Annotated in this window: 14 protein-coding genes; 6 read left to right on the forward strand and 8 right to left on the reverse strand. The window is 50.5% G+C overall.

Annotation, left to right across the window (positions count from 1 at the left end; all coding sequences use genetic code 11):
* Positions 1-28: 28 nt before the first annotated feature.
* Entirely contained in the window at positions 29-1,186 is a 1,158-nt protein-coding gene (locus CFK45_RS03280; RefSeq protein WP_158224588.1) for a mechanosensitive ion channel family protein, read from the reverse strand.
* Between the two features lie 134 nt (positions 1,187-1,320).
* On the opposite strand from CFK45_RS03280, the gene CFK45_RS03285 reads away from it, so the two are divergent.
* Together CFK45_RS03285 and CFK45_RS03290 are read left to right on the forward strand one after the other, a co-directional pair.
* Positions 1,321-2,745 carry a sensor histidine kinase gene (locus tag CFK45_RS03285; RefSeq protein WP_096084996.1) on the forward strand — a complete coding sequence of 475 codons (1,425 nt, stop codon included), beginning with the start codon at positions 1,321-1,323 and terminating at the stop codon, positions 2,743-2,745.
* Positions 2,738-3,295 (forward strand): response regulator transcription factor, encoded by a 558-nt coding sequence (locus CFK45_RS03290; RefSeq protein WP_239923534.1) that lies wholly within the window; start codon positions 2,738-2,740, stop codon positions 3,293-3,295. Before CFK45_RS03285 ends, CFK45_RS03290 begins: the two co-directional genes overlap by 8 nt.
* 108 nt (positions 3,296-3,403) lie before the next feature.
* Here the strand turns inward: CFK45_RS03290 and CFK45_RS03295 are convergent, their stop codons facing one another.
* Positions 3,404-5,452 carry a TonB-dependent receptor gene (locus tag CFK45_RS03295; RefSeq protein ID WP_158224589.1) on the reverse strand — a complete coding sequence of 683 codons (2,049 nt, stop codon included), beginning with the start codon at positions 5,450-5,452 and terminating at the stop codon, positions 3,404-3,406.
* A gap of 262 nt (positions 5,453-5,714) precedes the next feature.
* Here CFK45_RS03295 and CFK45_RS03300 point away from each other — a divergent pair, with 262 nt between their 5' ends.
* Positions 5,715-7,865, forward strand: a complete 2,151-nt coding sequence (locus CFK45_RS03300) for an agarase (protein WP_096084999.1) — start codon at positions 5,715-5,717, stop codon at positions 7,863-7,865.
* A 48-nt stretch (positions 7,866-7,913) separates the two neighbouring features.
* On the opposite strand, the gene CFK45_RS03305 is transcribed toward CFK45_RS03300, so the two are convergent.
* Together CFK45_RS03305 and CFK45_RS03310 are read right to left on the reverse strand one after the other, a co-directional pair.
* Positions 7,914-9,191: an ABC transporter substrate-binding protein gene (locus CFK45_RS03305; protein WP_158224590.1), complete on the reverse strand. Its 1,278-nt coding sequence runs from the start codon at positions 9,189-9,191 to the stop codon at positions 7,914-7,916.
* A 182-nt stretch (positions 9,192-9,373) separates the two neighbouring features.
* Positions 9,374-9,997, reverse strand: coding sequence for a bifunctional 4-hydroxy-2-oxoglutarate aldolase/2-dehydro-3-deoxy-phosphogluconate aldolase (locus tag CFK45_RS03310; protein WP_096085001.1), 624 nt, complete (start codon positions 9,995-9,997; stop codon positions 9,374-9,376).
* 230 nt (positions 9,998-10,227) lie between these two features.
* On the opposite strand from CFK45_RS03310, the gene CFK45_RS03315 reads away from it, so the two are divergent.
* Positions 10,228-10,833 carry a GntR family transcriptional regulator gene (locus tag CFK45_RS03315; RefSeq protein WP_096085214.1) on the forward strand — a complete coding sequence of 202 codons (606 nt, stop codon included), beginning with the start codon at positions 10,228-10,230 and terminating at the stop codon, positions 10,831-10,833.
* 272 nt (positions 10,834-11,105) lie between these two features.
* Here CFK45_RS03315 and CFK45_RS03320 read toward each other — a convergent pair whose 3' ends face one another.
* From CFK45_RS03320 to CFK45_RS03340, 4 genes are all read right to left on the reverse strand, one after another.
* Positions 11,106-13,466, reverse strand: coding sequence for a beta-galactosidase (locus CFK45_RS03320; protein ID WP_096085002.1), 2,361 nt, complete (start codon positions 13,464-13,466; stop codon positions 11,106-11,108).
* Positions 13,467-13,535: 69 nt separating this feature from the next.
* The gene (locus CFK45_RS03325) at positions 13,536-14,618 is read right to left on the reverse strand and encodes a glycoside hydrolase family 117 protein (RefSeq protein WP_096085215.1); all 1,083 of its coding nucleotides are present in this window, start codon (positions 14,616-14,618) and stop codon (positions 13,536-13,538) included.
* A gap of 21 nt (positions 14,619-14,639) precedes the next feature.
* Positions 14,640-15,587, reverse strand: a complete 948-nt coding sequence (locus CFK45_RS03330; RefSeq protein ID WP_096085003.1) for a sugar kinase — start codon at positions 15,585-15,587, stop codon at positions 14,640-14,642.
* Between the two features lie 2,322 nt (positions 15,588-17,909).
* Positions 17,910-21,629, reverse strand: coding sequence for a TonB-dependent receptor domain-containing protein (locus CFK45_RS03340; protein ID WP_096085005.1), 3,720 nt, complete (start codon positions 21,627-21,629; stop codon positions 17,910-17,912).
* A gap of 485 nt (positions 21,630-22,114) precedes the next feature.
* Here CFK45_RS03340 and CFK45_RS03350 point away from each other — a divergent pair, with 485 nt between their 5' ends.
* Together CFK45_RS03350 and CFK45_RS03355 are read left to right on the forward strand one after the other, a co-directional pair.
* Positions 22,115-23,257: a mandelate racemase/muconate lactonizing enzyme family protein gene (locus CFK45_RS03350; protein ID WP_096085007.1), complete on the forward strand. Its 1,143-nt coding sequence runs from the start codon at positions 22,115-22,117 to the stop codon at positions 23,255-23,257.
* A 29-nt stretch (positions 23,258-23,286) separates the two neighbouring features.
* On the forward strand, positions 23,287-24,312 hold the full coding sequence (locus CFK45_RS03355; RefSeq protein WP_096085008.1) for a zinc-dependent alcohol dehydrogenase: 1,026 nt from the start codon (positions 23,287-23,289) through the stop codon (positions 24,310-24,312).
* Positions 24,313-24,338: the final 26 nt, after the last annotated feature.

Raw genomic sequence — 24,338 nt, forward strand, 5'->3', positions numbered from 1 at the left:
TAACAGGCCCTAGTCTGAACAGGCCTGCCTAAGCGGGCTCGGCGCTGAGTACTTTAGCGTCGATATTTAATAAATCTGGTGTTGCAAGGTTTAAACCTTCGATCACAGAAGCTTCGTAAACCGCTTCGTTTACCCGGTACATCGTGGCCAATAAATGCCGGCGAATTGTACCGGTGACCTTGGTATTGGGCACACGCTCAAGATAAACCCACAGAGTAAACTCCAGGGCGTAATCTCCGGCTGAGGTTAGATGCCAATCAAACTCGCGCTTTTCATTAATTTTAATATCAGGGTTTTGACAGACCGCATCGTAGGCATGCTTAAACATGCGATCAACTTTATTAATAAAAGAGCGGTGTTGCTGCGCGCGCTGATCGGCATCGTCGGCGGTGATTGGCGGATAGCCGATATTGTAGCTCAACGCTTTGCGCACCCCCTCGGTACTTGCTACCCGACTCAGATTATCAATTTTTTTATCAGTAAAACGGCTGTTGCGTACCAGAGTTCGGTGATTGTTGCGCACGTCGAGCAAGATGACATAAATCAAGCTGACCCGACCAATGATGTACTCGTCGGGATAACCGTCGACCACCACAACATCGCCGTCTTCAAGCATCTGTGTATTTAGAATAATCAAACCGCCAATAATGTCCGGCGCCCAGATCGAACTGGTAAAGGCCAAAAACGCAACAAAAATTCCAAAAATGCCCGTCGCTTCAAGCATGCTGTCGGCCTGCCAGACTTTGATTAATACATAAACGGCGGTAAGAACAGTGACCGCCAATAGCAGTAAATCAATTAGCCTCGAGCTATAGGTATCGAGGTAAATAGTTTTGCCATCTAACTCTTTTTGTTTGCCAAAGCGTTTGACCGATAAATAACAGACCAGGCTGTAGACAAATAAAGCGGTATAGACAACCACTAAACTCATGCCAACACGAATAAAGTAGTGCTGGTAGTGGCCACTAATTTTCAGAAGTAATAAATCAACCAGGTGTAAAGCAAAAACCAGCACATTGAGCGAGCGTAAAACACGCACACGCGCACCGAGTTCGGCACCATTTTCCAGTACCTTTAAAATAAACGGGGCAAAAATAAACAGGAAGATATTTACAAAAAATATCGCGCCGTGAATCAACCAGTCAGCGGTTGTCAATTGAGGTAATAACAAGCTTAAATTTTGCATTGTTTCTCCATTTACCATATTTTTGTTCAGGCCGCTGTGTGACTAGCGCCAAGCTATCACAAGCCCTTGCTTCCAGTGCCCTGCTGCGTACATGTATCCCCGCATAGCAGTACCGCACAGGCAGCGCTTCGCGTATGATTCACCGTACTACCGCGGGTTCTCACCGCTTAATACCCACCAATACCTGCGCACCTGCACGCAACACCACAGTCATGCTTCATTTTTTTCGCAGCGGCACCAGCATACACCGTCTGCTACATCTTCGCCTATTACTGATCTGCCTGGAACTGAGCGCGGTTTTTTTTAGTAAACAGTTCCTGCTGAACTACCCACTCGAGTTCGAACTTGCACTGGCGATCATCGCCGCCGAATTGCTTTTTACCGCCGCCAGTGTCGCCCTGTATCGCCGGCGCCGCTCTCTGAGCGAACACGAACTCGGTATCCAGCTGGCCGCGGAGCTGACTTTTTTAAGTGCCCTGCTCTATGTATCTGGCGGCGCCACAAACCCCTTTGTTTCGCTGTTATTACTGCCGGTTGCGCTCGCTGCCGCGCTGCTAAAAGCGCGCTGGTTAAGTGCGCTGAGCCTCGGTGCAATTGCCGCTTATACACTATTACTGCTCGGCCTGCCGGTGCACGAAACTCAACAAACAACCCAACAAACAACCCAACAAACAACCCAACAAACAACTCAGCACGCAATAGGCCAGCACGACACCGTCCAACACATGCATCACGGCAATCACGATTCCATGCGCAGCCACTATATTGGCATGTGGTTAAACTTTTTATTTTCATGTGCGGTCATTACCCTGGTTGTCGCAAGGTTGATGCACGAGATTAACAAGCGCCAACAAACCATCGCCAGCTTCCGCGAAGAGCAGCTTAAACAAGAGCAGCTGCTTGCACTCGGCCTGGCCTCCGCTCAGGTTACCCATCAATTGGCAACACCAATAGCCAGCGTAAGCCTGTTGTGTGAAGAGTTAGTCGAAGAGCAACCGGACAACCCACTTGCGCACGAACTACAGCAGCAGCTCGAGCGCGCCAAAAACAATCTGGAGCACTACCGCCAGCTGAGCCTGGCTTTAAGTCAGGGGCAAAAGCGCCCGATAACGTTAAATACGCTTGCCACCGAACTGGTTGAGCAAAGCGCGCTTAATTTCCCCGAGCTTAAACTGCACATAGATATCACGGCCGATAAACATAGCGAACTTGAGGTCGACCCAAGTTTTTTACCGGCGCTGTTAAACCTGATTCAAAACGCCGGGCGGGCCAGCAAAGAAAATAACAGCGAGCTTGTTCAAGTAGAATTAAGCCAAGCGCAGCACCAATGCTTAATTCGCATACGCGATTTTGGCCAGGGTTTCAGCCCCGAGCGCCTAAGTGAACTCGGCGACAGCCCGGTTACGAGCAGCCACGGCCTGGGCATGGCGGTCTATTTGAGCCACGCCAGCTTAAACCGCCTCGGCGCAAAGCTAAGTTTAAGCAATCACCAAGATGGCGGTGCCATTGCAGAAATCACTATTAACAGTTACCCAGCCTCGCGTGAGTCCAGTGAATAAATCGCTATTAATTATTGAAGACGACGAGGTTTTTGCCCGTACCTTAAGCCGCAGGCTGAGCAAAAAAGGTTTTAACTGTTTGCACGCAAATGATAGCAGTGCCGCATTATTGCTAGCCAGGCAGAGCCAGGCCGCTTTTGTTGTGCTCGATATGAAACTTCATGAAAAAAGCGGCCTGCAATTATTGCAGCCGCTGCGCAATATTTTACCGGGCAGTCGTATTGTCTTGCTCACCGGTTTTGCCAGTATCGCCACCGCCGTCGATGCGATAAAACGCGGCGCCGACGACTATCTAAGCAAACCCATCGACACTGACTCGCTGGTGTTAAGCTTGCTCGGCGAAAAAAAAGCCGGCGACGACGAGCACAGCCAGGCCATGCTCAGTGCCAATCAGGCCGAGTGGGAACATATTCAGCAGGCCTTAAAACTTAACGACGGCAATATCAGTGCTACTGCCAGGCAGCTGGGTATGCACCGGCGCACCTTGCAGCGCAAACTGCAAAAGCGCTCACCACACAGGGGGGAGCCCGGGCCTTTAAAAACGAATTAAATAAGCCCTAAAGTAAGAACAGGGTACTAACTTAAAACGCCGAACTTCAAAGCTCGGAGTTTAATGCAGCGACACAAAATCTTGGGTTCCCCCCCTGCAAGCGAGCCTTTAAAAATGCCAATCAAGCTCTAACCAAGCGTTGCGCCCCTGTTCGGGCAAACGCTGGCCGACAGCAATATCGGACTGAGCCACTCTATTTACTCCACCCAAGTGCTTGGCGTAGTTTTTATCGAAAACATTGTCGAGCCCCAGGCGCAGGGCAAGAGCCGCATTTAGCTGCACATCCAGCGACATATCAAACACGGCGTAACCGGCGGTTTTGGGCTCGTCATTAATGGATGAAACATCGTTCTGCGCGGCAACGGCACGCGCACCCACAGATGCCCGCCAGCTGGCTCGCTGATAATTAATATTGGCCGTGGCCGACGGCGGCGCTATACGATAGAGATAATCGTCAACGTCATCGCGCTCACCTTTCACATAGGCGGCGATGCCGTCTAAGCTCCAGCGCTGCGTTATCTGATACACATAACTTAAATCAGCGCCGTACAGGCTTGCATCAACATTGGCAAACTGCAGCGCAGGGCCGCCGGTCATCATTTGCGCAACCATATTGACCGTCATATCGCTTGCCGCCACGCCTTGAATATAGTTATCTATTTTCTGGTAAAAGATGTGCGGGCTGATACTGAAGCGCTCAGTTTGGTAACTCAAGCCCAGGTCAAACTGTGCAGCCTTTTCGTGTTTTAGCTTCAAGTCGCCGACATAGACTTTGCCATCGGCCAAACCTCCGGTAGCCTGCATTGGAATCCACAAATAGCGCTGCTGATACGACGGCGCCCGAGTTTTTAATGCCAGGCCCAGATAAAGCGCCAGATTCTGCTTTAGCTGATGCTGGGTCGAGACCAGCGCATCGTAGCTCACATCGTTTTTTGATCGCTCGGCATTGTTAAAACGATCAACCAGTAAAGTGATGGCATCGTTTTGCCCGTACATATGGTGGCTGACGTTACCGGCATCGGCGCTGCTTTGCTTTGCCCGGATACCCATGTGCAAGGTGCTCGCCTGAGTCATTGCGCGCTCGTATTCCACAAACGCGCCGATGCGCTGATCTTCAACGTCGTTAAAGTTAACGACTTTAAACATGTTATTTTCTGGGCTGGTCACGGTCGCACTGTGCTCGGCTTGAATGGCGTCGACACCAAAGTTCCAGTGTTCACTTTGCAACTGAAGCTGAAAACCTGCGCTATCGGACTCAGCAAAGGTCGAGCGACTCATCATTGGCATCGCCGGGCGCTGCTGATAGTTGTCCATCGTGTGTTCGGCACTCATGCCCGAAAGCTGCCAGCTTAACTCCCAGTTGGTAAGCGCCTGCTTACCGTCAAAGCCCAACCTTGAAGCCTCGATATAATCAATGTCCATCGGTAACGCCGGCGTACCCGAATCATTGGTGTCGACATAGTTATAAGCAAGGCCCAATTCGCTGGCGCCGCTTTCGCGGCGCAAATCCAAGCCCGCTTGCTTTTTATCGTACGCGCTGGGGCTAATTTCCTGGTCGGCGCCGCTGCTGTAGTCGTCCCCCTGCTCGGCACTGGCATAAATCTGTGCCGCATAATTTGTCGACGCCAGGTTGTAAAGTGCACCAATATTCGACGCTTGGTTATTGCTGCGCCCGCCAACACTGAGCAAACCTGTATTTTCCCCAGGCTCTGCCCGGCGAGAGCTGACTTTAACACTGCCGCCGAGGCTGTCGATGGCCGAGGACACCGGGGCAATGCCGCGGTACAGGCTCAGTTTTTGAGCAAGCAGTGGTGTTGCGTAGCTGAGCGGCGCGTCCATGGCATTGGGCCCGGCGCTGACCATCTGTTGGCCATCGATGGATACCGCAACACGATCACCGTAGTGACCGCGCACTTGCGCAATGCCCGTGACCGGGCCGTTGCGGTTAACGGCTGCACCCGGTGCCTGTTCAAGCCACTGGGCCAAATCGGGCTGGCTAAGCTTGCCCTCATTGACAGCGGCCTGGCCGGGATCAAGCTGGGGCGCCAGCACCTCGACGGTTTCCAGGCGCTTGATTTGAGCGTGAGTGCTGAGACTGAGAGTGCTGCCTGCGATAAGAGCAGCAGTTAGAGTGATGGCAAAGCCAGGCGTTTGCATAGTTTCCGGGTTCCAAATACATAGCGACAAATAAACGCCCATTGTCCGCACGAAGGGAAAGCAACGCCAAAAACAATGCTAAAACTGCGACATTATGTCGCAGGCCCTTTAGGCCCGGCGATTGTTTGTCGTCAGCTATTGCATGCATTAATGAATTTGCTTACATTCAAACATTCGTTTTGCCCCTTTGAAATCAACACGCTAAATAGGCAGAATGTAAACGATTACATCAATAATTTATAAACTAAAAAGAGAACCTACCATGGCCAGTTTTTCTATGCAGAGCTGCCTGCGCGGCGCTATCGGCGGCGGCATCGTCGCTCTAAGCTTGATGGCATGTAGCAGCAACGACTCGGACAAACCAAAGCCGACACCTAGCTCGAGCCCGAGCACAGTCCCTAGCCCCAGCCCTTCACCAAGCGCTGAGCCGGCCACTAGTGTCGACATCAACTTCGATATGCGCCACAGCGTTGGCGGCCACTATGAATTCGACAGGCAAAAATACATCACGATTCACGCCTCGCATATCGAGAACGACTGGGTAGGCGGCGATGACGCCAGTCTCGGCGCAGAAAACAAAGACCCGGATCTGGTCATCAACTTTAGTGAAGACAACGACGTGTATTTTGGCCGCGATACCGGCGGGTTTAGCTGGCAGCTGCGCAATATCATGCAAGACAGCAGCAGGGCCGGTTTTGTCGACGAAAGCTCGGCGATGAGCCGAGGGGCCCAACAAAAAGCTAACTACAGCAACAACAATACAAAGAAGTTTGTCCAGGGTCGCGCCGTCGAGCACCGCGCACAGGACATTATCGTTGGCACCCAGCAACACCCGTTCTGGCCTGAAGGAACATTAATTAGCAGCCTTGTCGACAACGACTGGGCTTTTTCTGAAAACGACACCAGCGCCGAGCCACTCGGTACTGCAACGGGCCACTATATCGGCCAATACCTGGCTAATTTTTTCAAACAAGATAACAACAGCGCCAGCGAAACGGGCATGCCTAAGGCAACCTGGGTCGAGGTGATGAACGAGCCTCTGTACGACTTAGTGACCGACCGCGAAGGCCTCGACAACCAAGTCGAGCCAGATACCATCTTTGAATACCACAATGCCGTTGCCAGCGAAGTTCAAAAGAGCAACCCCGGCCTGCCCGTCGGCGGCTACACCGTGGCCTTCCCCGATTTTGACCGCGACAACTTCCAGCGCTGGGAAGAGCGCGACAAGCGTTTTATCGACATCGCCGGTGCCAATATGGATTTCTTTTCCGTACATCTGTACGACTTTCCATGCTTCAACAACTCCGAGCGCTACCGCAAAGGCAGCAACGTCGAAGCGACACTCGACATGCTCGAGGCCTACAGTTTAATAGAGCTGAATGAAGTCAAACCGCTGGTAATTTCCGAATACGGCGCGGCGATTCACTGCATGTTTAACCAGGGCTGGAACGCCGAGCGCAATACCTTGCAAATGCGCGCGATCAACTCCCTGCTAATGGCCTTTCTCGAGCGCCCCGACGTGGTCGCAAAGACCATCCCATTTATTGTTGTTAAAGCCGAGTGGGGCCGCGAAGGCGAAATACCCTACGGCCCCCGCCTGATGGTTCAAGGCAAAGAGCGCGGCGACAGCGACAGTGGTGAGCAGTGGGTGTATTCGGACCTGGTTCTGTTTTATCAACTTTGGGCTGAGGTCAACGGCACTCGCGTAGACAGCAAGACGACAGATCTCGACGTGCTCAGCGACGTTTATGTCGACGGTGACACGGCCTATATCATTCTCAACAACCTCGTCTTTGACGACAAAGAGATTGCCCTCAATCAATATGGCTTAAACGGCAACACAATCACCGCTGTGAATATCAAACACTTAACCACCAGCGACGATCAGTGGCAGGCCTCAAGCATTATTGAAAGTAACAGCGCCACCTTGCCTGAGAGCGTAACGCTCGGTGCCGAAGCAACAATGATTATAAAAGTAAGCTTTGCCAGTGAACTTGCCATCGATCAGCAAAGCAACGAAAGCAAGTACTATGCGGACAGCTACAAACAGGCGATCAGCGCTAATAGTGCCATTGAGTTTAATATTAATGACGTTGAAACCGGCAGTACCGGCGAAGCCGTATTAAGGCTCGGTGTTGGCCGGGATCACGGCCGCTCACTGCAACCAAACATCGCCTTAAACGGCACGGTTGTCGATAACAGCGGCATTGATTATCGCGGCTACGACCAGCAGCGCGGTTCAAGTATGACAGGTCGCGACAACTTCTTTGGCATACTTGAGCTCAGTGTCCCGTATGACCTGCTGCAACAAAACAACACGCTGAGTGTGAGCTTTGAGGACGACGGCGGTTACGTGAGCTCGGCGGCGCTGCAAGTCTTTGAGCAAAGCCGGCAGGCAACGCGCAGTAATTAAGCCAACTGCCGCTGAGCGTGCAGCACAGCATGTATTGTGTGCACGCTCTTAACGCGGCAAAGGCCCAAATACCCGCATGCGCAGGCGCTCAAGCTCGAGCGCTGCGCGATTCACATCGCGATGCTGCAAAAACTCAACAAAGATTTGCGGCGTTTTATCGGCAAAACGAATGTCGGCATCCCGGTCTAAAAACTGGATACCGCCGGGCGAGTTTAGAACAATCGCCTCGGCCTCTTGCGCCAGGATATCCTGCTGGCTTAGTTTTGATATCGCCGCCGGCGGCCGCGCAATCGGCTGATTAAACTTAAGCTGAAACTCCGGGTCGGCCAAAAAACGCAGCATTAAGTTAAGCTCGGGGCTGGCTTTAGTATACGACGGCAGCACAAAAGCATTGACCGGCGCGACCGTATAAAGCGGCATATCCTCAACAATTAACGGAAACTGGGCCAGACGTACATCGGCGCGGATCTGGTTGGGAATATCAATTTGTGGCACGCCGTCGGACAAGGTCATCGCCGACAAACCGTGAAGCACTCTGGGGAAGGCTTGCCACACAGTGTATGACGCGTGGTTCTCATTAAAACACTGGCTGTCGAGTAACTGCCGCCAATAGCCCAGCGTAGCTTTCACCCGGGCATCATCGTAAGCCACGCGCCCGGCCAATAATTCGCGGTGGAACTGCAAACCGTGCAAACGCAGGTTGATGTAATCAAACCAGGCGTGGGTGGCCCAGCTTGTTTTACTGCCAAAGGCAAATAAGTCGATGTTTTTTTCTCTGAGTACCCGGCACGCGCTTAATAACTGAGCCCAGTTTTTCGGCACCTCAATACCGTGCTTTTCCATCACCGACTCGCGGTAATACAAAGCCCAGAGAAAATACGTGATCGGAATGCCCCAGGCTTTGCCATCGACCTTGACGGTATCGGCAACAGCGGTTGGGAAATGTTTATCGAGGTTTTGGCTTTGCCAAAACGTGTCGATATCTTGCAACAAACCGAGTTTCTTAAAGTGTTCGATACGCTGACCGGCATACCAATAGATGATGTCGGGGCCATAACCCTGGGTGAGCCAGTTGGAAACAATGCTCGGGTAACGGGCGACGTCGCGAAGAACAATTAGTTCGTAATCAATATCGGGGTGCTGGCGTTCGAACTCTTGAAACAGCTCTTTGATATAGGCCCGGTGTTTGCCGTCGCCAACCTGAATGGCAACTTTTACAGGTTGGTGGGCATCGGCCAGAGCAAGCTCAGCAAAGGCCAGACAGGTGCCAAGCGTCAGTACAGTGACTGAAAGTGCGCTGCAAAAAGAGGACCTAAACGAACTCACCTTGGCAGAAATCCTTTAATAACAATGCCTTACGTTCCTAGCAAGCGATAAACAGGCGGTGCCAGGCGGGTGATTAAGGAGGGAGTGCGATTGTTTGTTCGCCCACCCTTCCCTAGGCAGTGCTATTTATTATGCTCATTATGTTTCGGCCGTACGTGGCCGAAACATAGAGACTAAGGCCTCTAGCCAATATGAGCAAGCGTCTCTTTGGCACAATCTGTTATTGCGGCCCAATTTTCCGCTTGAACGTGCTGTTTTTCTGCCAGCCACGAGCCGCCAACACACATAACATTAGGCAGGGCCAAATAATCTTTCACATTCTTCATACTGATGCCGCCCGTTGGGCAAAAGCTAATTTGTGGGTAGGGGCCGGCAAAGCTCTTCAGCATGGGGATGCCTCCAGCAGCTTCAGCGGGGAAGAACTTAAAGCACTCAAGACCACCTTCCATACCCATAATCAACTCTGAAGGGGTGGCGACACCGGGCAAAAATGCAATATCCAAATCTTTAGAAGCCGCCAGCAAGTTGGCGGTAAGGCCCGGAGAAATGGCGAAGTCGAGCTCCAGTTTGGCCGCGCGCTCAAGCTGCTCAGCATTCGAGATCGTGCCAACGCCAACGGCGATATCTTCGACTTCTTTTTTAATAGTTTCGATAGCCTGCCAAGCGACATCCGAGCGCAGAGTGATTTCCAGGGCTTTGATTCCACCGGCCTGCAAGGCGCGCGCTAGAGGCACGGCGTGCTCGAGCTTTTCAATTACCATTACGGGCATGACACCCACTGCTTCATAGTCGCTTTTTGTCATCATTTGCTTGGTTTCCTGTAGTAAAAAGAACGGCGCGCCAATAACTGCGTACCTTTCATAAGATAATACGCACTCAGCTAAGCCTAGACCCAGCTCAAAGTGCTGACGTTTACGTAGGTTTTTGCGTCAACTTAATGAGCATATTCTACCCTTATGATTGTCGACAATATACAATCACCAAATTACCACGCTTTAACAAAGCGCAAAAAATACTACAAATAATGGTAAGCCCCATGCACAGCAACAAAATTATCCCTGTTCGCGAGCAGATCGCCGAACAGATTCGCTCGGATATTATCAGTGGCGAACTGCCTCCGAATACCAAGCTTAACGAACAAGCACTGGCCGACCGCTTTGGCGTCAGCCGGGGCCCGGTGCGCGATGTATTGCTGCAGCTCACTAAAGAGGGCCTCTTGGTCAGCAAGAGCAACTGCGGCGTTACCGTCAACAGCAAACTCGATGCCGGCCTGCAAAGCCTGATGGTGCAGATACGCCAAACCATAGAAACACACGCGGCCAAAAAGCTGGTTGAACAGTTTAATAACAGCGACATCCAGGCACTTGAAGATATTCTCACCGAGCTCGATCAAGCTTTTGAACAGGAAGACTTCAACGCTGTTACCCAGCTCGATATCGACTTTCACCACTACTTAATTAAGCAGGCCGGCGGCGACGAACTCAGTAACCTGTGGCACCCTATTGTGATGCGCATGCGCATGGACTACGAGCGGGTCAGCTCCGCCAGTGACTGCGTCGCCGAGCACAGAGCAATTATCGATGCGCTCAAAGCTAGAGATTGCGATGCGGTAATTAAGGCCCTGAAAGCCAATATCAAATAAACCCATCGCTCTAGCCCTTAAGTTTTGGCTTGAACAAAGAGCGGCGCCGCTGTCGTGGCGGCTGCTCTAGCTCAACTCAGTGCACAGTAAAAAACGAATGTCTCAAGCCGCTAAGCCCTGAGCTGCTGACTTCCAGGCCTCTAACTCCTGGGTCTCTCACACCTAAGCCTCTCACAGCCAAGCCCCCAAAAACAAAAAAGCCAAGCAGAGGCCCAAAGGCTTGCTTGGCTTTGCGTCAACGGAGCTAGCCATTGCCTGGCCAGCCCGGCTGCTTATTTTTTATTGTGGTAGCGGCGATCGTACATATCGTTGTGCAGCTTTTTCGCAGCATCAACCATCGGCTGATACGGCACATCGGCAACACTGACAAAACCAACGTTGTAGTTCTCACCATCGTACGCGCGGCCAGTGATCGGTGAGTCGATGTACTGGAACCAGTGCGCGCCAACCATATAAGGGTTGTCGATCACGCTGTGCATGTACTCGGTATAAGCGCGGGCGCGATCTTTGTTATCCGCACTGTGAATCAGGCCCGGGTGGTACAGACCGCTTTCGAGCGTACCGAAGTGGAACTCACCAATAATGCTAGGCATGTCGAGATCGGCCAGGAACTTCCATTTTTTCTCAGGCAGGCCTTCTTTGTAGCTGTTGTAGCTGACCACATCAACGTTTTCTGCGGCGGCTTTAACAACAGGCATAGGCATGCCCCAGTCAGGGAAGCGCGAACCCAGGTAGAGGTGATTTGGCATCAACTCTTTCATCGCTTTGTTAACAGTCGCGAAGTACTTGGTCGCATAGGCATGCAGCAGAATGCTGTAGTCTTCGACCTGGACGTCTTCGTTGACAAAGCTCGAATCAACGCCTTTATCAAAGGCCGCCCAGCTGGCGATATCTTTGCCCCAAGCTTTGTTCAGCTTGGCGATGTCACCGTACTTTTCTTTCATCAAACGCGTAAATTCAGCTTTAGTTGGCACATCTGCGCCATCGCGGCCCAGGGTGTGAATCACAATACCAAGGCGAGTAGCGTGTGTTTCTGAGCGGCCAAAGCTTTTTTCGTTGTCGATAAAGACACCGACACACCAAGGCGTATTTTTAACTTCAGCAGCGACTTGGCGAACCGTGGCGTAGGCGCGCTCTTCAAATACTGGGTCAAACACATCTGGCATCGGCGCCCAGAAATCGTTGCCCGAGCTCACGGTTTTAAAGTTGCCGATAATCCAGCCGTTAGCAAAAAACGGGATGCGATCGTTGTCGTAATAACTCGGGTCTGTCCAGTTACCCAGCGCGGCAAAACCCCAGTTCAACATGCGGTCTACGGTGACTTCGCGCCACGCTTCCATATAATCAGCACCATTGGCGCCGTATTTACGCTCGAGGTTGGCGCTGTAAAAGCTGTACACCTCACCGTGTTTCATCGGCCCTGAGTGCGCCTCGCGGCGGTAGCCAAAGTGCTTGCCAAGGGGCTCGTCGTAAGACGGCAGCCACTTAAACATATTCGCGCGTGTTTCACTGACCACTCGGCGAGTTGGGATGGCTGCATCCGGAGCGCGGTTCAAGCCTTCACTATCTTCCGGCGTCAGGTCGTCGGCGCTGCGCTGTTTGATTTTATCCTGATCAAAGTCATAACCGGTCATAGTGGTTGAGTTTGACAGGCGAATAATATCGATACCTGTACCGAAGTAGAGATAACCTTCAGGGTCAACCAAGTACCACTTGCCGTCGACTTTCTCAGTGCGGAAATAGCCGGTTGCTTTTAATTTGGGGCCGGCCGTCCAGCCGTTAAACTTACCGCGATGCTTAGGTTTGCCTTCTTTTAGCGCTTTTAATTCAGTATCGCGCTGGATCAGCATTTCGGTGTCGTTGTGGATTTTTCCGGGGAATTCTTTTTTCGCATTCTGACCGTATTTGTCGACAATGCCGACCAGGAATTCAGGATCCTGAGGCGGGTTCTTAATCAGGCGAATATTGTCGATGGTAATTTCTTTATCGCGCAGAGCACTTTGCACACTAAGGGCAATGCGCTTGATCTTGCTGGTGTCGAGGTTTTTCTGGCCCCACAGAGAGATAAAGATATTGTCGTCGTAACCGTCCCAAGTTGGCGGGTTTGAGCGCAGGCCACTTTCAAAGTTCAGCTCGACATTAACATCACCCTCGGGTGTGCCGAGGTCGTGACCGCGCATCTTGCCGTAGTAAGTTTGCGCAGGGCCGACCGGCACGGCGATGGTACGCGTGTAATTTGCGCCGTTATCGTCGGTGATATCGATGTAAATTTGAGCGCTGACATCACCCATACTGCCGACATCGAGGGCGAGGCTGAAGTCGTCGTACTTGCTCCAATCCCAGGGCGTTTTGGGCTCGATGTAGACGTTGGTATAGGCGTGCTCGTGGCTGTCCATCTTCACGCGCAGAGCTTTGCCACCCTCATCGTCGTCGACCAGCTCACCCGTGGCGTAGATGTAGTTGACGTCGCTGGGAATTTTACCGTCATTGAAATCGTAGAGCGTCTCTAGCACTTGGTGCTGCTTGGCAGAGGAACTCTGCTCTTTCGCGGGGTTCTCCTGACACGCCGCTAACAGCATGCTACCGCTAAGTATCACACTGGCAGACAGGGCACTGAGTTTAAAGTTTTTCATGGCTTCAGCCTTCTTATTAGTCGGGTTCCTGAATACAAAAAATTACGTACAAACTTGCTTAAGGCTCCGTTAGGAGCCTTGATTTTGGAAAGTTCCAGCATCGAGAATCTGGCGGCGAGACTTAAAGCGACAGATGTAGTTCCAATTCCAGCTTGCATCATATTTATGGCAAAGCCCCCACTTAATACCGTAAATGGGGTCGTCATTGCTTTCATAGCCCTGCTCACGAAAGAGGCCAATGGCCTCGGGCGTGCTCTTGATGTGGCTCATGATGTCAAAGTTTAGACCGTCTTCAGACCATTGACAGGTATTCTTCTCCGGGCCATCGGTGGTTAATAGCGAAGCCATGCCCCCCTTCCATTCCCAGACCACAACTTCGTGACCAGAGTTGGAGATAGGGTTGTACTCACTCTTAACATAGGGGCCGAGAATATCGTCGGCAATCGCGACACCGTGCTTGATTTCACGGCCACCGAAGTTCATGCCTTCACCCATGGTTTCACCTTTGTAATACAGGTAGAACTTGCCCTGATAGAACATTAAGCACGGGTCGTGCACTTTGTGACTGTCAAAATCGCCCTTGGCTTCAACGATAAAACGGTTGTCTTCATCGCCTTTCCACTTGCCACCGGTAGACGGACTTAAAATAGGCGCATCGCTCTTATTCCACGGGCCATAGGGGCTACCAGCCCAGGCAATGGCGATTTGTTCGATCGTGCGGTTTAGATAAGGCGCCTGCACGGTTTGGTAAACGAGGTAGTACTTTCCTTCGTGAGCGAGTACTTCGGGCGTAAAGCAGGCTCTATCATCAAAGCGGCCGGCTTCACCAGGCTGGATAGCAGGGCCCTCTTCTTTCCACTCGTAGCCGTCTTTTGACGTCGCGTGCCAGACTTCGGTCTTATCCCAAGGGAACACCTTGTCTTCTGGCTTGCCACCAAAACCAACGGTTTCCCCCTCACCTTTGGTGTACCAACAGTGATAAAGGCCGTCGACTTGAATCACTGCAGTCGGGTCGCGACGAATTACGCCCTCTTCAAAAGCAAAATCACCACCGAGCTCTTCGACATCAAACTCAATCACCCACTCTGGGCCTTTTTGATCATAACCGCGCTCAATCGCACGCAAACTGGCTTTACTTAATTTCTTTTCCATATTTTTACTATCTCTTAACAATTAGAGTGCAGCGTCACGCGCTTTATTATAGGGCTCAAGCGGAATGACCGCGCCGCGATGCTGAATAACCTCGGCGGCGATGGCCGCGGCAAAGTTAAGTGACTCGCGCACATCTTTACCCATGGCCCGCGCGGCGAGGAAACTTCCGTTGAAGCTATCGCCGGCAGCGGTGGTATCGACAACCGTTTTAACCGGGGTCACTGCCAGGTGGAACTGCTCTGTCTCATCGCGATAGAGCATGCCATTCGGGCCGTCTTTAATAAGTAGTGTCGCAGTAGGGTTGAGCTCAAGTAACTTGTTAGCAGCGGCCTCAAATTCGCTGATGCCAAAGAGCATCTCCACATCTTCTAAGCTCGGCAGCAAGGTGGTACTGAGCTTAAAGGCTTTTTCAAATTCACCGCGCGCCTTGTCTAAATTGTCATTCCACAGGCGTGCGCGATAGTTTGGATCAAACAAGATGTCGCAGCCCTGATCCCGCAGCTGCTCTAACAGCGGCCAGAGTTTAGCGCGGCTTTCATCACTTAAAATCGCCAGGGTAATACCGGAGAAAAAGAACACATCGGGCTTCAGATCCAGCAGTTTGTTGTTGCCCTGCTGTTCGAGCAGCTCAAGCGTTTCTTTAGCCGCCGAGGTCGAGCGCCAGTAATCAAAGCTGCGCTCGCCGTTGGCATCGGTATTAACCATGTACAGGCCGATCGTGCGCTCGGGGTGACGAAGAGCCAGGTCACTTTGAATATTTTGCTCGTGCAGGGTTTCGATCAACTGATCACCGCTTAAATCCTGACCACAGGCGCACATTAAATAAGCTTTAACTTGCTCGTCGAGAGCGGCGCGTTTTAGATAAAGAGCAACGCTGTGCACGTCGCCGGCAAAACCTTTTTTGTAGAGCTCATCAGTTGCTTTACTGAGCTCGACCATGGTTTCACCAAAGATAACTAAGTTGGGCATGGTTCTGTGTCGCTATAAAAAATAGTGGCCCAATATAGCTTATGTGTAGATTGTTAACAATGTACCCAAAGGCGCCGTAATAACAGGATTTTGCCTTGCTTGACCGGGCACAAAAAAGCCCCGGGAGCCGAAGCTACCGGGGCTAATGTGGAGAGAGTCTCGGCGAAGGTTAGTTCACCTCAACTTCGACCAAACGAACATTGTCAATTACAACAACCTTGTCCGCAGTCCATAGGTTGGGCGAGAATGCAATCTGAATTTCTCGCGTTGCCCAGTCAGTATAAGTAGTAAAGCGATCAACATCGATAAACTGCTCAAACTTAGTTATAGCCATCGTCTTACCATCGACCAAGAAGTCATCAGCTGGGAAGAAGTTGCGCATACGCGGGTTGGCCAGAAGCAGGAAGTCTGCCTCGTCAGCAAAATTGGTAACCCAGGTAGCGTTTTTATCCCTAACCTGCAAAGCCATTGGGTTATTATCGCCACCGCCATCATTGACAACGACCCTTACATCCATAGAGAGAAGGTACTGCTTACCATTTTCAATAGTGCCTGCAGGTAAGTCCAGAGTCACCTCGTTCCAGTCAGTTACTTTCAAACTACGAGAGCCTGAGATCACTTCATTCGGGTCTTCTGTAATCTCGCCAGAGGCTGGAATACTTAAGCCCCAATCACCCATACCATCTTCAAAGTCAAAGTTAGTCGCGCCTTTTACATAAACGGCGTTGTTACCACCATCAGTAGAATAGCGACCACCACTTACCTCATCAATTTCCGCGTACTGGCGCATATAAAAAGAAAGGGTTCGACCAGAGGTATCAGTATCATCTACATCAAAAGAAGCTACATTAATACGCGTAGTTTTGGCCGGGTATGGAAGTTCAACGTTATCAAGGTCAAAAGGAGGGTGCACCTTGAAGAAGCGATATACATCTGTAGTCGTTGAAGTAATGTTGACGCCATAATCACCCCAAGGACCAAGTAAATCACTAAAGCGAACAAAATAACTTGTATCAGCTTCGACACCAATACTGGCTTGAGCCACAGAAACGGTATCGGCACCAAGACCATCATCACCAGTCATAAAGGTATAAATACCGTCCGGAGCATAACCTCCATCACTAGTAGTATCTTGAGCCCAACCATTAGCTGCAGTCCAACCAGACGTGTCACCTTCAAAGCTACCATTTGTGATTAAATCTGGGTTAGCAGTTTTAGTCACCTCAAGCTCAAACCAAGTGGGAACAACATGCCCTCCATCGCCATCATTAACGTTGTAGCTATAGCGGAACGTTGCAGTATCTCCGACCGCGGCCAAATGCGTATGAAAGTCAATTGGATCAACAGTTAGCACATTATCTGCAGATTTAGTAAACATAACCGCAGGGGCACTATCAACAGGAGCAATGCTATCCAATTCAACTTCGATTGGGTCGCCATTCATATCGATAACATATGCGGGGCTGCCTAAATCAACAGAAGACATTGCGTCCGAAGTATTAATAACTGCGGTGTAGTTGTCTTGAATTTCTGGGGCAGCGGGGTCAGTCGTACCGTTTAAAACGATAATACTACCGGTACGAGGGACATCGTGATCCGGGTCGGAAACCACGTAATCAATAGCATAGGTCGCTGTTTCACCTGGTGAAAGCTCATCAGCCCAAGCAGTGGCATCTACCGTTAAAATATTGCCAGANAGCGTATAACGATCGGCAGGAATATCAGTCACCACACCAGAAACAGTCATCTCTTCGCCGTCAGGGTCAACAGCCCCCTGAAGCAAATCAACATCTTGAGCACTTCCAAGCTCAGCAATGACGACTGACAAGTCATCAAACTCCGGCGGAAAATCTTCACCAGTGATATTGACCGTCAAGCTACGAGATAAAGAGCCCGCATCATTTCTAAGTTGATAAGTGTACACCACCGTATGTACATCACCCGTATTAAGACTAGGAGCGAGGTCCAGAGGGCGAATACCGATGCGAGCATCATTCACCTCAAAACCAACAGAGTCGTCATCATCAGTAGCCAAATTTTCCGTATAAAGAAAACCATCGGCCACTACACCATTCTGCAAATAAAACTCCGTATACGCATCTTTTTCATGCAGATCAATAACCACATCTGGAGTATCCGTCGTAGGCGCAACAACAGCGTCAGGACGGGAAACATTGTCATTGTCGCCACCACATGCTGCAAGCGCCGTAACAATTGCACTACCGAGCAAGTACTGTGATGATTTTTGAAATTTTTTCATTTTCAACACCATATTTTCTAGCGAGAACGCACCTACAACAGGGCGTTCTCGCAACATTATTGTTAGAAGTTTACGCGCACACCAAGACGGTAAGTGGTACCGACTTTGTATTCGTAAACTGTGCGCGAATCAGTTGCCCCATCAAACGCGCTACCCTCATTAAGTTCGGTGTACTCAACCGCACCGTCAGAATTAACAGACTTAACGACCGGCAACTCGCGACTGGTGTAGTACTGACGATACGCGGCATCTGTAAGGTTAATAGCCTGGAAAGTAACATCGACATAGTCGTTAACGCTGTATGTCGCACTCAGGTCAAGCGTGTCGCGACCTTCATTCCAAAGTGAACCGCGATTCCAGGTTCGGCCATCGAGACCAGTATTCCAGTCACGCCCGACCAGAGAGTCGGTTGCACCTCGATAACTTAAACGCACTTGGTGGCCATCCTGCTCCCAGAACGCAGTCAAGTTGTAAGTATGCTCTGGTGTTTCGGCAACCGGCAGCGAAGGTAGCTCCTGACCAGTCGCTTCGGATACATCCGCTTCGTATTCGCTTTCCTGGTAGGTGTAGTTGGCGTTAACACCCAAGCCACTTAAGAAGTAACCCGGCAGAAAATCAAAGGCCTGGTTATAACCCAGCTCAAGACCAGTAATCTTCGCAGACTTACCATTAATGGTGTTCGAAACAGAAGTCAGGGCACACAGATCCCTCAAATCGTTGCTAAAGCGGTTCACATCAGTCGGCCAATTAAAGAAGTCGGTTGTAGCACGCAAAGGCAAACAACCTTCCAGACCGTAGTTACCCGAAGCGGAGTCACTTTCATCTACACGCATAAGCAGGGTAGATGCGTCGAAGTCATCACTGACGCCACGAACATCACTTACATAGGACAGGAAGTTTTCACGCTCGGTGAAGTTGCTCATATCCTTATGGAAAACGGCAGCACTGATCATCGAAACGTCATTAAAGTACCACTCAAGGCCGATATCTAAGTTATTAGATTCCAATGGCTCCAGCTTGGTGTTGTACATATTGACGGAACCGTTCTGCGGGTTTCCTGTCCCCCAATAAGCGCCGGAGTCAACAAAAAAGCCTGCGCGTGTATCTTCAAGCTCAGGGCGAGTCATTGTCTTGGAAATCGCAAAGCGCCCAACCAAGTCATCAGTAAACGCGAAGTTCAAGTTCAAGCTTGGCAGGATATTATTGTAGCTATGGCTATTTGATACCGGGAACGCCTGAACAGTACGATCGACCTGACCGGTGATAGTAAAGTCACTGATCTGAGTACCCGGGCCATCCCAAGTAATGTTACTGGGGTTCGCCGCATCAGAATAATCCCAAGCATTGTTGCGACTGGTGTGAACGTCGGCATAGCGCCACATTGTCACCCAGTTAATAATAGGGATGTCTTGCGTAGCATCGTCAATATCATCCTGCACCAACTCAGCATATAAGGCGTAATCCGGGTCGTAACACTTACCCTCTTGAGCGGGAATTCGGGTCCACTGGCTTGGATCGATGGTCCAAGTATCTGTGTCAGCATCATAAGAAGTACCGACGCTCGTATCCCAGCCGACACCATCAATACGATTAAACTTCTGCTCAAAAGCCTGCCTGCTATTCACGTCGCCATCAATCGTATAATTGGGCTGACGACAAGCCGTTCCTATGCTGCTGTTGCGCAGGTCACGCATCAACACCAAGTCAAATTCGCTCTCATCGGTATTATCCGAGAAATCGTGGAACGAGGCACCGGAATAACCGCTTGCTTCAACTTCCGTACGAACGTAACGAAAACCAACATCACCCGTTAAACGATCGTCAAAGTAAGAAAAGTTTTGCTTTAAATACAGCGCGCCAGTATCGAGCTGAGTTGAGCGTGTCTCGGTATCATCCGCAGTGCGAACCAGCTCAGGGTCGTCGGTGATTAAATCAAAGGCTTTATCAACGTCGATGGGTGTCCAGCCCTTGGTGACGTTACTGCTCTTGTAACCAAGCGATGACATAAAGTTATCGTAAGGCAGCGGGTCACCCGCGATAATATTGGCGCGGATACCGGTCAGAGGCCCGGCAGGGCGTGAAACTGGGTTACCGTATTCATCGTAAATAATATCTGTCGATGTGATAGAGGTGTATTCATAACTCTGATCATCAACACTTTTTTCACGTGACGTAAACTTCGCACCAAACTCAGTGGTCGTCAGGCCAAACATATCAAGATCAAAGTCAAAATCAACCTGCGCCGAGCTCAGAGTATCTTCAACGTCAGAATCATTTTCAACAATTGAACCAAGGTGGAAAGACTTGCTGTCAGCAGGGTTAAAGCCGGTCAACACATTAGTATTGTCAAACCAGTCTTGACGGATAATGCCATTATCATCGTAATCACCAGAATCTTGGGCACCGTAGTCGATGACAGAATCACCAGCAATAACAACACAGCGAGAACCTGTGCAATCATAACCGGCTGGAATATGGTCAGCCCCACCCTCAGAAATCAACAAATCGTTGATCTGAGCGAAATTCTGCATATTAGTATAAGCACTGGGCAAACTCTCAGATTTACTGGATGAGTATCCGACCTGAGCACTCATACGAAAACGATCGGTCAACTCTTGGGTCAGCTCCAGAGTTGTAGCAATGTTGTCTCTCTCGTCACCACCAACTGAACGAGTAATATCACCGACGGTGCCGCGAGATAGTTTTTTGGTCAGTGTATAAGTATCCGTGTCAACGCTATACCAGCTAGCTTGCGGATCAGAGAACCCCGCCAGTTGAGCCCTATCAGCATTTGACTCCTGAGAGTTGCCGTAGTAAGTATCTTCTACAAAGTTTTTATTGGCATCCGGAGAGCGGGTCTTAACGCCGTCAAACTCGCGCTTCTGCTCTTGCTTACTGTAAGTTACGTTAAACATCAACTCAGTGCGATCAGTAGGCGCCCACTGAATACCAGCGTTAATACCGTAGCGATCACTGGTATTTTGATGCAGTTCATAACCGGTATTCTCAGGCTCTATCGCTCTAAAGCCAGACACGATGTTACCGTTTTGGTCCGTCGCCTGAGTTATTTCCGCATTAGTTTCGCGATAACGCTCAACACGGAACTGATCCTTACGATAAGTATTGGTCTCGTCGTAAATTGTGGCTGTTACACCCAAAGTATCGTCGAGGAACTTTTTCGATAGTGAAAACTGAAGCTTGTGATCAAACTCTTCACTGAAATCACTATACCGCCCTTGAATGGTACCAGTATAAATATCTTCAGCCTGGTCAAGTGGACGAGCCGTTACCAAGTTTACGCTCGCACCCAGTGAGCCTTCATCGTGGTCAGCACTCGGAGTCTTAACGACTTCCAACTTAGAAAGAATATCAGATGAAAACGAACTTAAATCCACACCTTGGTTAAAGTCTGTAGATGTAAGGGTTTGTCCGTTTAAAGTAATTTGGTTCTGGTTTGAAGAAGCACCGCGAACGGTAATCTGAGAACCTTCACCGTCACGACTTACAACCGTTACACCAGTCACACGACCGAGTGAGTCGGCAATGTTCTGGTCGGTGGTTTTACCCATGTCTTCGGCGTTGATCGTGTCGACGATATTTTTAGCTTCACGCTTATCGTCAATGGAGCGCATCATCGCGCCACGAATACCGGTTACGATTAGTTCTTCTTCGAGCGCAGCTCCACCTTCTTGGCCATCTTGGGCATAGGCAAAGCCACCATTTACCGCTAAAACTGCCGTAGAAAGGGCTGACAGTTTAAAGCGACGAGAGATGTTAGACATCGTTAAGCTCTCCACTTGGTTTTATTTTTATGCGCACGCTTTTTGTAAGCGCACTCCTGTAACTTTTTTGTTATTCACCTGTCTGCATTTCTATTTTTTTTAATAGATTGGTAGAGACTGGCTCGGCCATGGTGGGCTCTGCACCTAGCATTGTCAATAGTCGATTGTTTACAAAAAAAGAGTGTTACGAATGGTAATAATTGAGCATAAAATTGCGCTTGATCGCGCATACAAACTGAGCGCGCCATACTCAATTTTTTCCCCAGACCGAGATCAAAAGCTCACGATTAGTAACAGCCGAAGTCAGGTTTTTTGCATTCATTGTCTTATATCAATTACCGAAGCCACTGAAGAACTGCGCGCCATATTTCAAAATAATGTTTGAAATCAAGTTTGGCGCCGGGTGCCTCCAGCTATAATTGACAAGCATTGTATACAATCTACAATGCGCTTCTGCCTACTCTATATATAAAGAAGAAACGACTATGTCCCTCGATGTGAACGCAGAGCGTGATCTGGCGACGGTTGCCGGTCATAAAATCGCCGATGTGAAAGTTGAATACTATCGCATCCCCCTCGCCGAAGCGCTGGCCGACGCCAAGCACGGCACCCACACAGACTTTGAATTGATACTGACGCGTATCATCTGCGCCGATGGCACCGAGGGTGTGGGTTATACCTACACTGGCGGCACCGGCGGCCGGGCGATCTACTCGCTTATCTTCGATGAGTACCGCGACTGGCTGATCGGCCGCGACGCCTCTGACATCCACGAAATCTGGGAAGCAATGCAGTGGAAGCTGCACTACGTCGGCCGCGGCGGCCTGCTGAGCTTCGCCATTTCAACTGTCGATATTGCCCTGTGGGACATCCGCTGCAAGCGCATGGGCCTGCCTATGTGGAAAGTGATCGGCGCCCACGGCAACACCACTAAGTGTTACGCCGGCGGCATCGACCTGAACTTCAGTGAAGAGAAACTGCTGCAGAACATTCAGGGTTATCTCGACAAAGGTTTCCACGCCGTCAAAATCAAAGTGGGCAAGCCCAACTACAAAGAAGATGTGCAGCGTGTTAAAGCCGTACGCGAGCTGATCGGCCCAGACGTCGTATTTATGGTTGATGCCAATTACAGCATGACCCGCGAGACGGCAATTCGTTTCTCTCGCGAAATAGAACAGTACGACATCACCTGGTTTGAAGAGCCAACCATTCCAGATGACTTTGAAGGTTATGCCGAAATTGCCCAAGCCACCAATATTCCGCTGGCCATGGGTGAAAACTTGCACACCATCCACGAATTCACCCACGCGGTGAATTACAGCAAGCTCGGCTTTTTACAGCCGGATGCGTCAAATATCGGCGGTATTACCGGTTTGATGAAAGTTGCCGAACTGGCCTACGCCCACAACCTACCCGTATGTACTCACGGCATGCAAGAACTGCACGTAAGTTACTTGTCAGCCCTGCCTCACTCGGGCTACCTTGAAGTACACAGCTTCCCTATCGAGCACTACACCACTCAACCGCTGCGTATTGTCGACGGCCGAGCGGTGGCGCCAAACACTCCGGGCACCGGCGTAATCTTCGATGAGGATCTGATCAAAGCTCACCTCGTGAAGTCCAATTAATAAGAAATCAACTTAAATAGGAGCCAGCCATGTTAGCGGCAGAATATATCGGTGATAAAAGCTTTCGTGTAGTCGAAGGCACAAAAAAAGAGCCTGCGGCCGGCGAAGTTTGCCTGCAAGTTGGCTACGTTGGTATTTGCGGTACCGACATGCATATTTACCACGGGGTGATGGACGCGCGCGTAGCACCACCTAAAACCACTGGCCACGAAATGAGTGGCACCATTGTCGCTATTGGCGAGGGTGTTGAAGGTTTTGAAATTGGCGAAAACGTAGTTGTTCGCCCTCTCGACTGGTGCGGAGAGTGCCCTGCATGTAAAGCGGGTAACACCCACATTTGCCACAACCTGAAGTTTATGGGCATCGACTCCGCCGGCGCCTTCCAAAACTACTGGACAGTAAAATCCCGCACCCTGCACAAAATTCCTGCCGGCGTCAGCCTGCAAGAAGGCGCTCTGATCGAGCCCCTCTCTGTTGCGACCCACGATGTCAGCCGTTCGCGCTTAAAAGCTGGTGAAAAAGCCGTTGTTCTCGGCGGCGGCCCCATCGGTCAGCTGGTTGCAGCCGTTGCCAAGAGTGTTGGCGCTGAAGTTTTGGTCTCCGAGCCCAACGAAAAACGCCGCGCGTTTGCCGAAGGCATGGGAATTAAAACCGTTAACCCCATCGAAGAAGATTTGGCAGCCATTGTTAACGAGTGGACCGGCACTGCCGGCGCAGACGTTGTATTTGAAGTCAGCGGTGTTAAGCCCGCCATCGACGCCATGACTGAAATCGCAGCTGTTCGCGGCCGCATTGTTATGGTTGCCATTCACAGCACTAAACCAGAAATTGACCTGTTCAAGTTCTTCTGGAAAGAGCTCGAGTTACTCGGCGCCCGTGTTTACGAAGCCGCCGACTACGACTGGGCGATTCAACTGGTTGCTGAGAAGAAAATCGATCTCGCACCATTTATTTCTTCTGTTACCGAGCTCGGCGACATCCAGAGCGCCTTCGAAGGTATGGACGGAAACCCAGAGGGCATGAAAGCCCTGGTTAAATGTACTGACAAAGAATAAATACATTTAATGTAGTTCGTATGCGC

It is taken from the genome of Agaribacterium haliotis, from assembly GCF_002312815.1.
Taxonomy (GTDB): Bacteria; Pseudomonadota; Gammaproteobacteria; order Pseudomonadales; family Cellvibrionaceae; genus Agaribacterium; species Agaribacterium haliotis.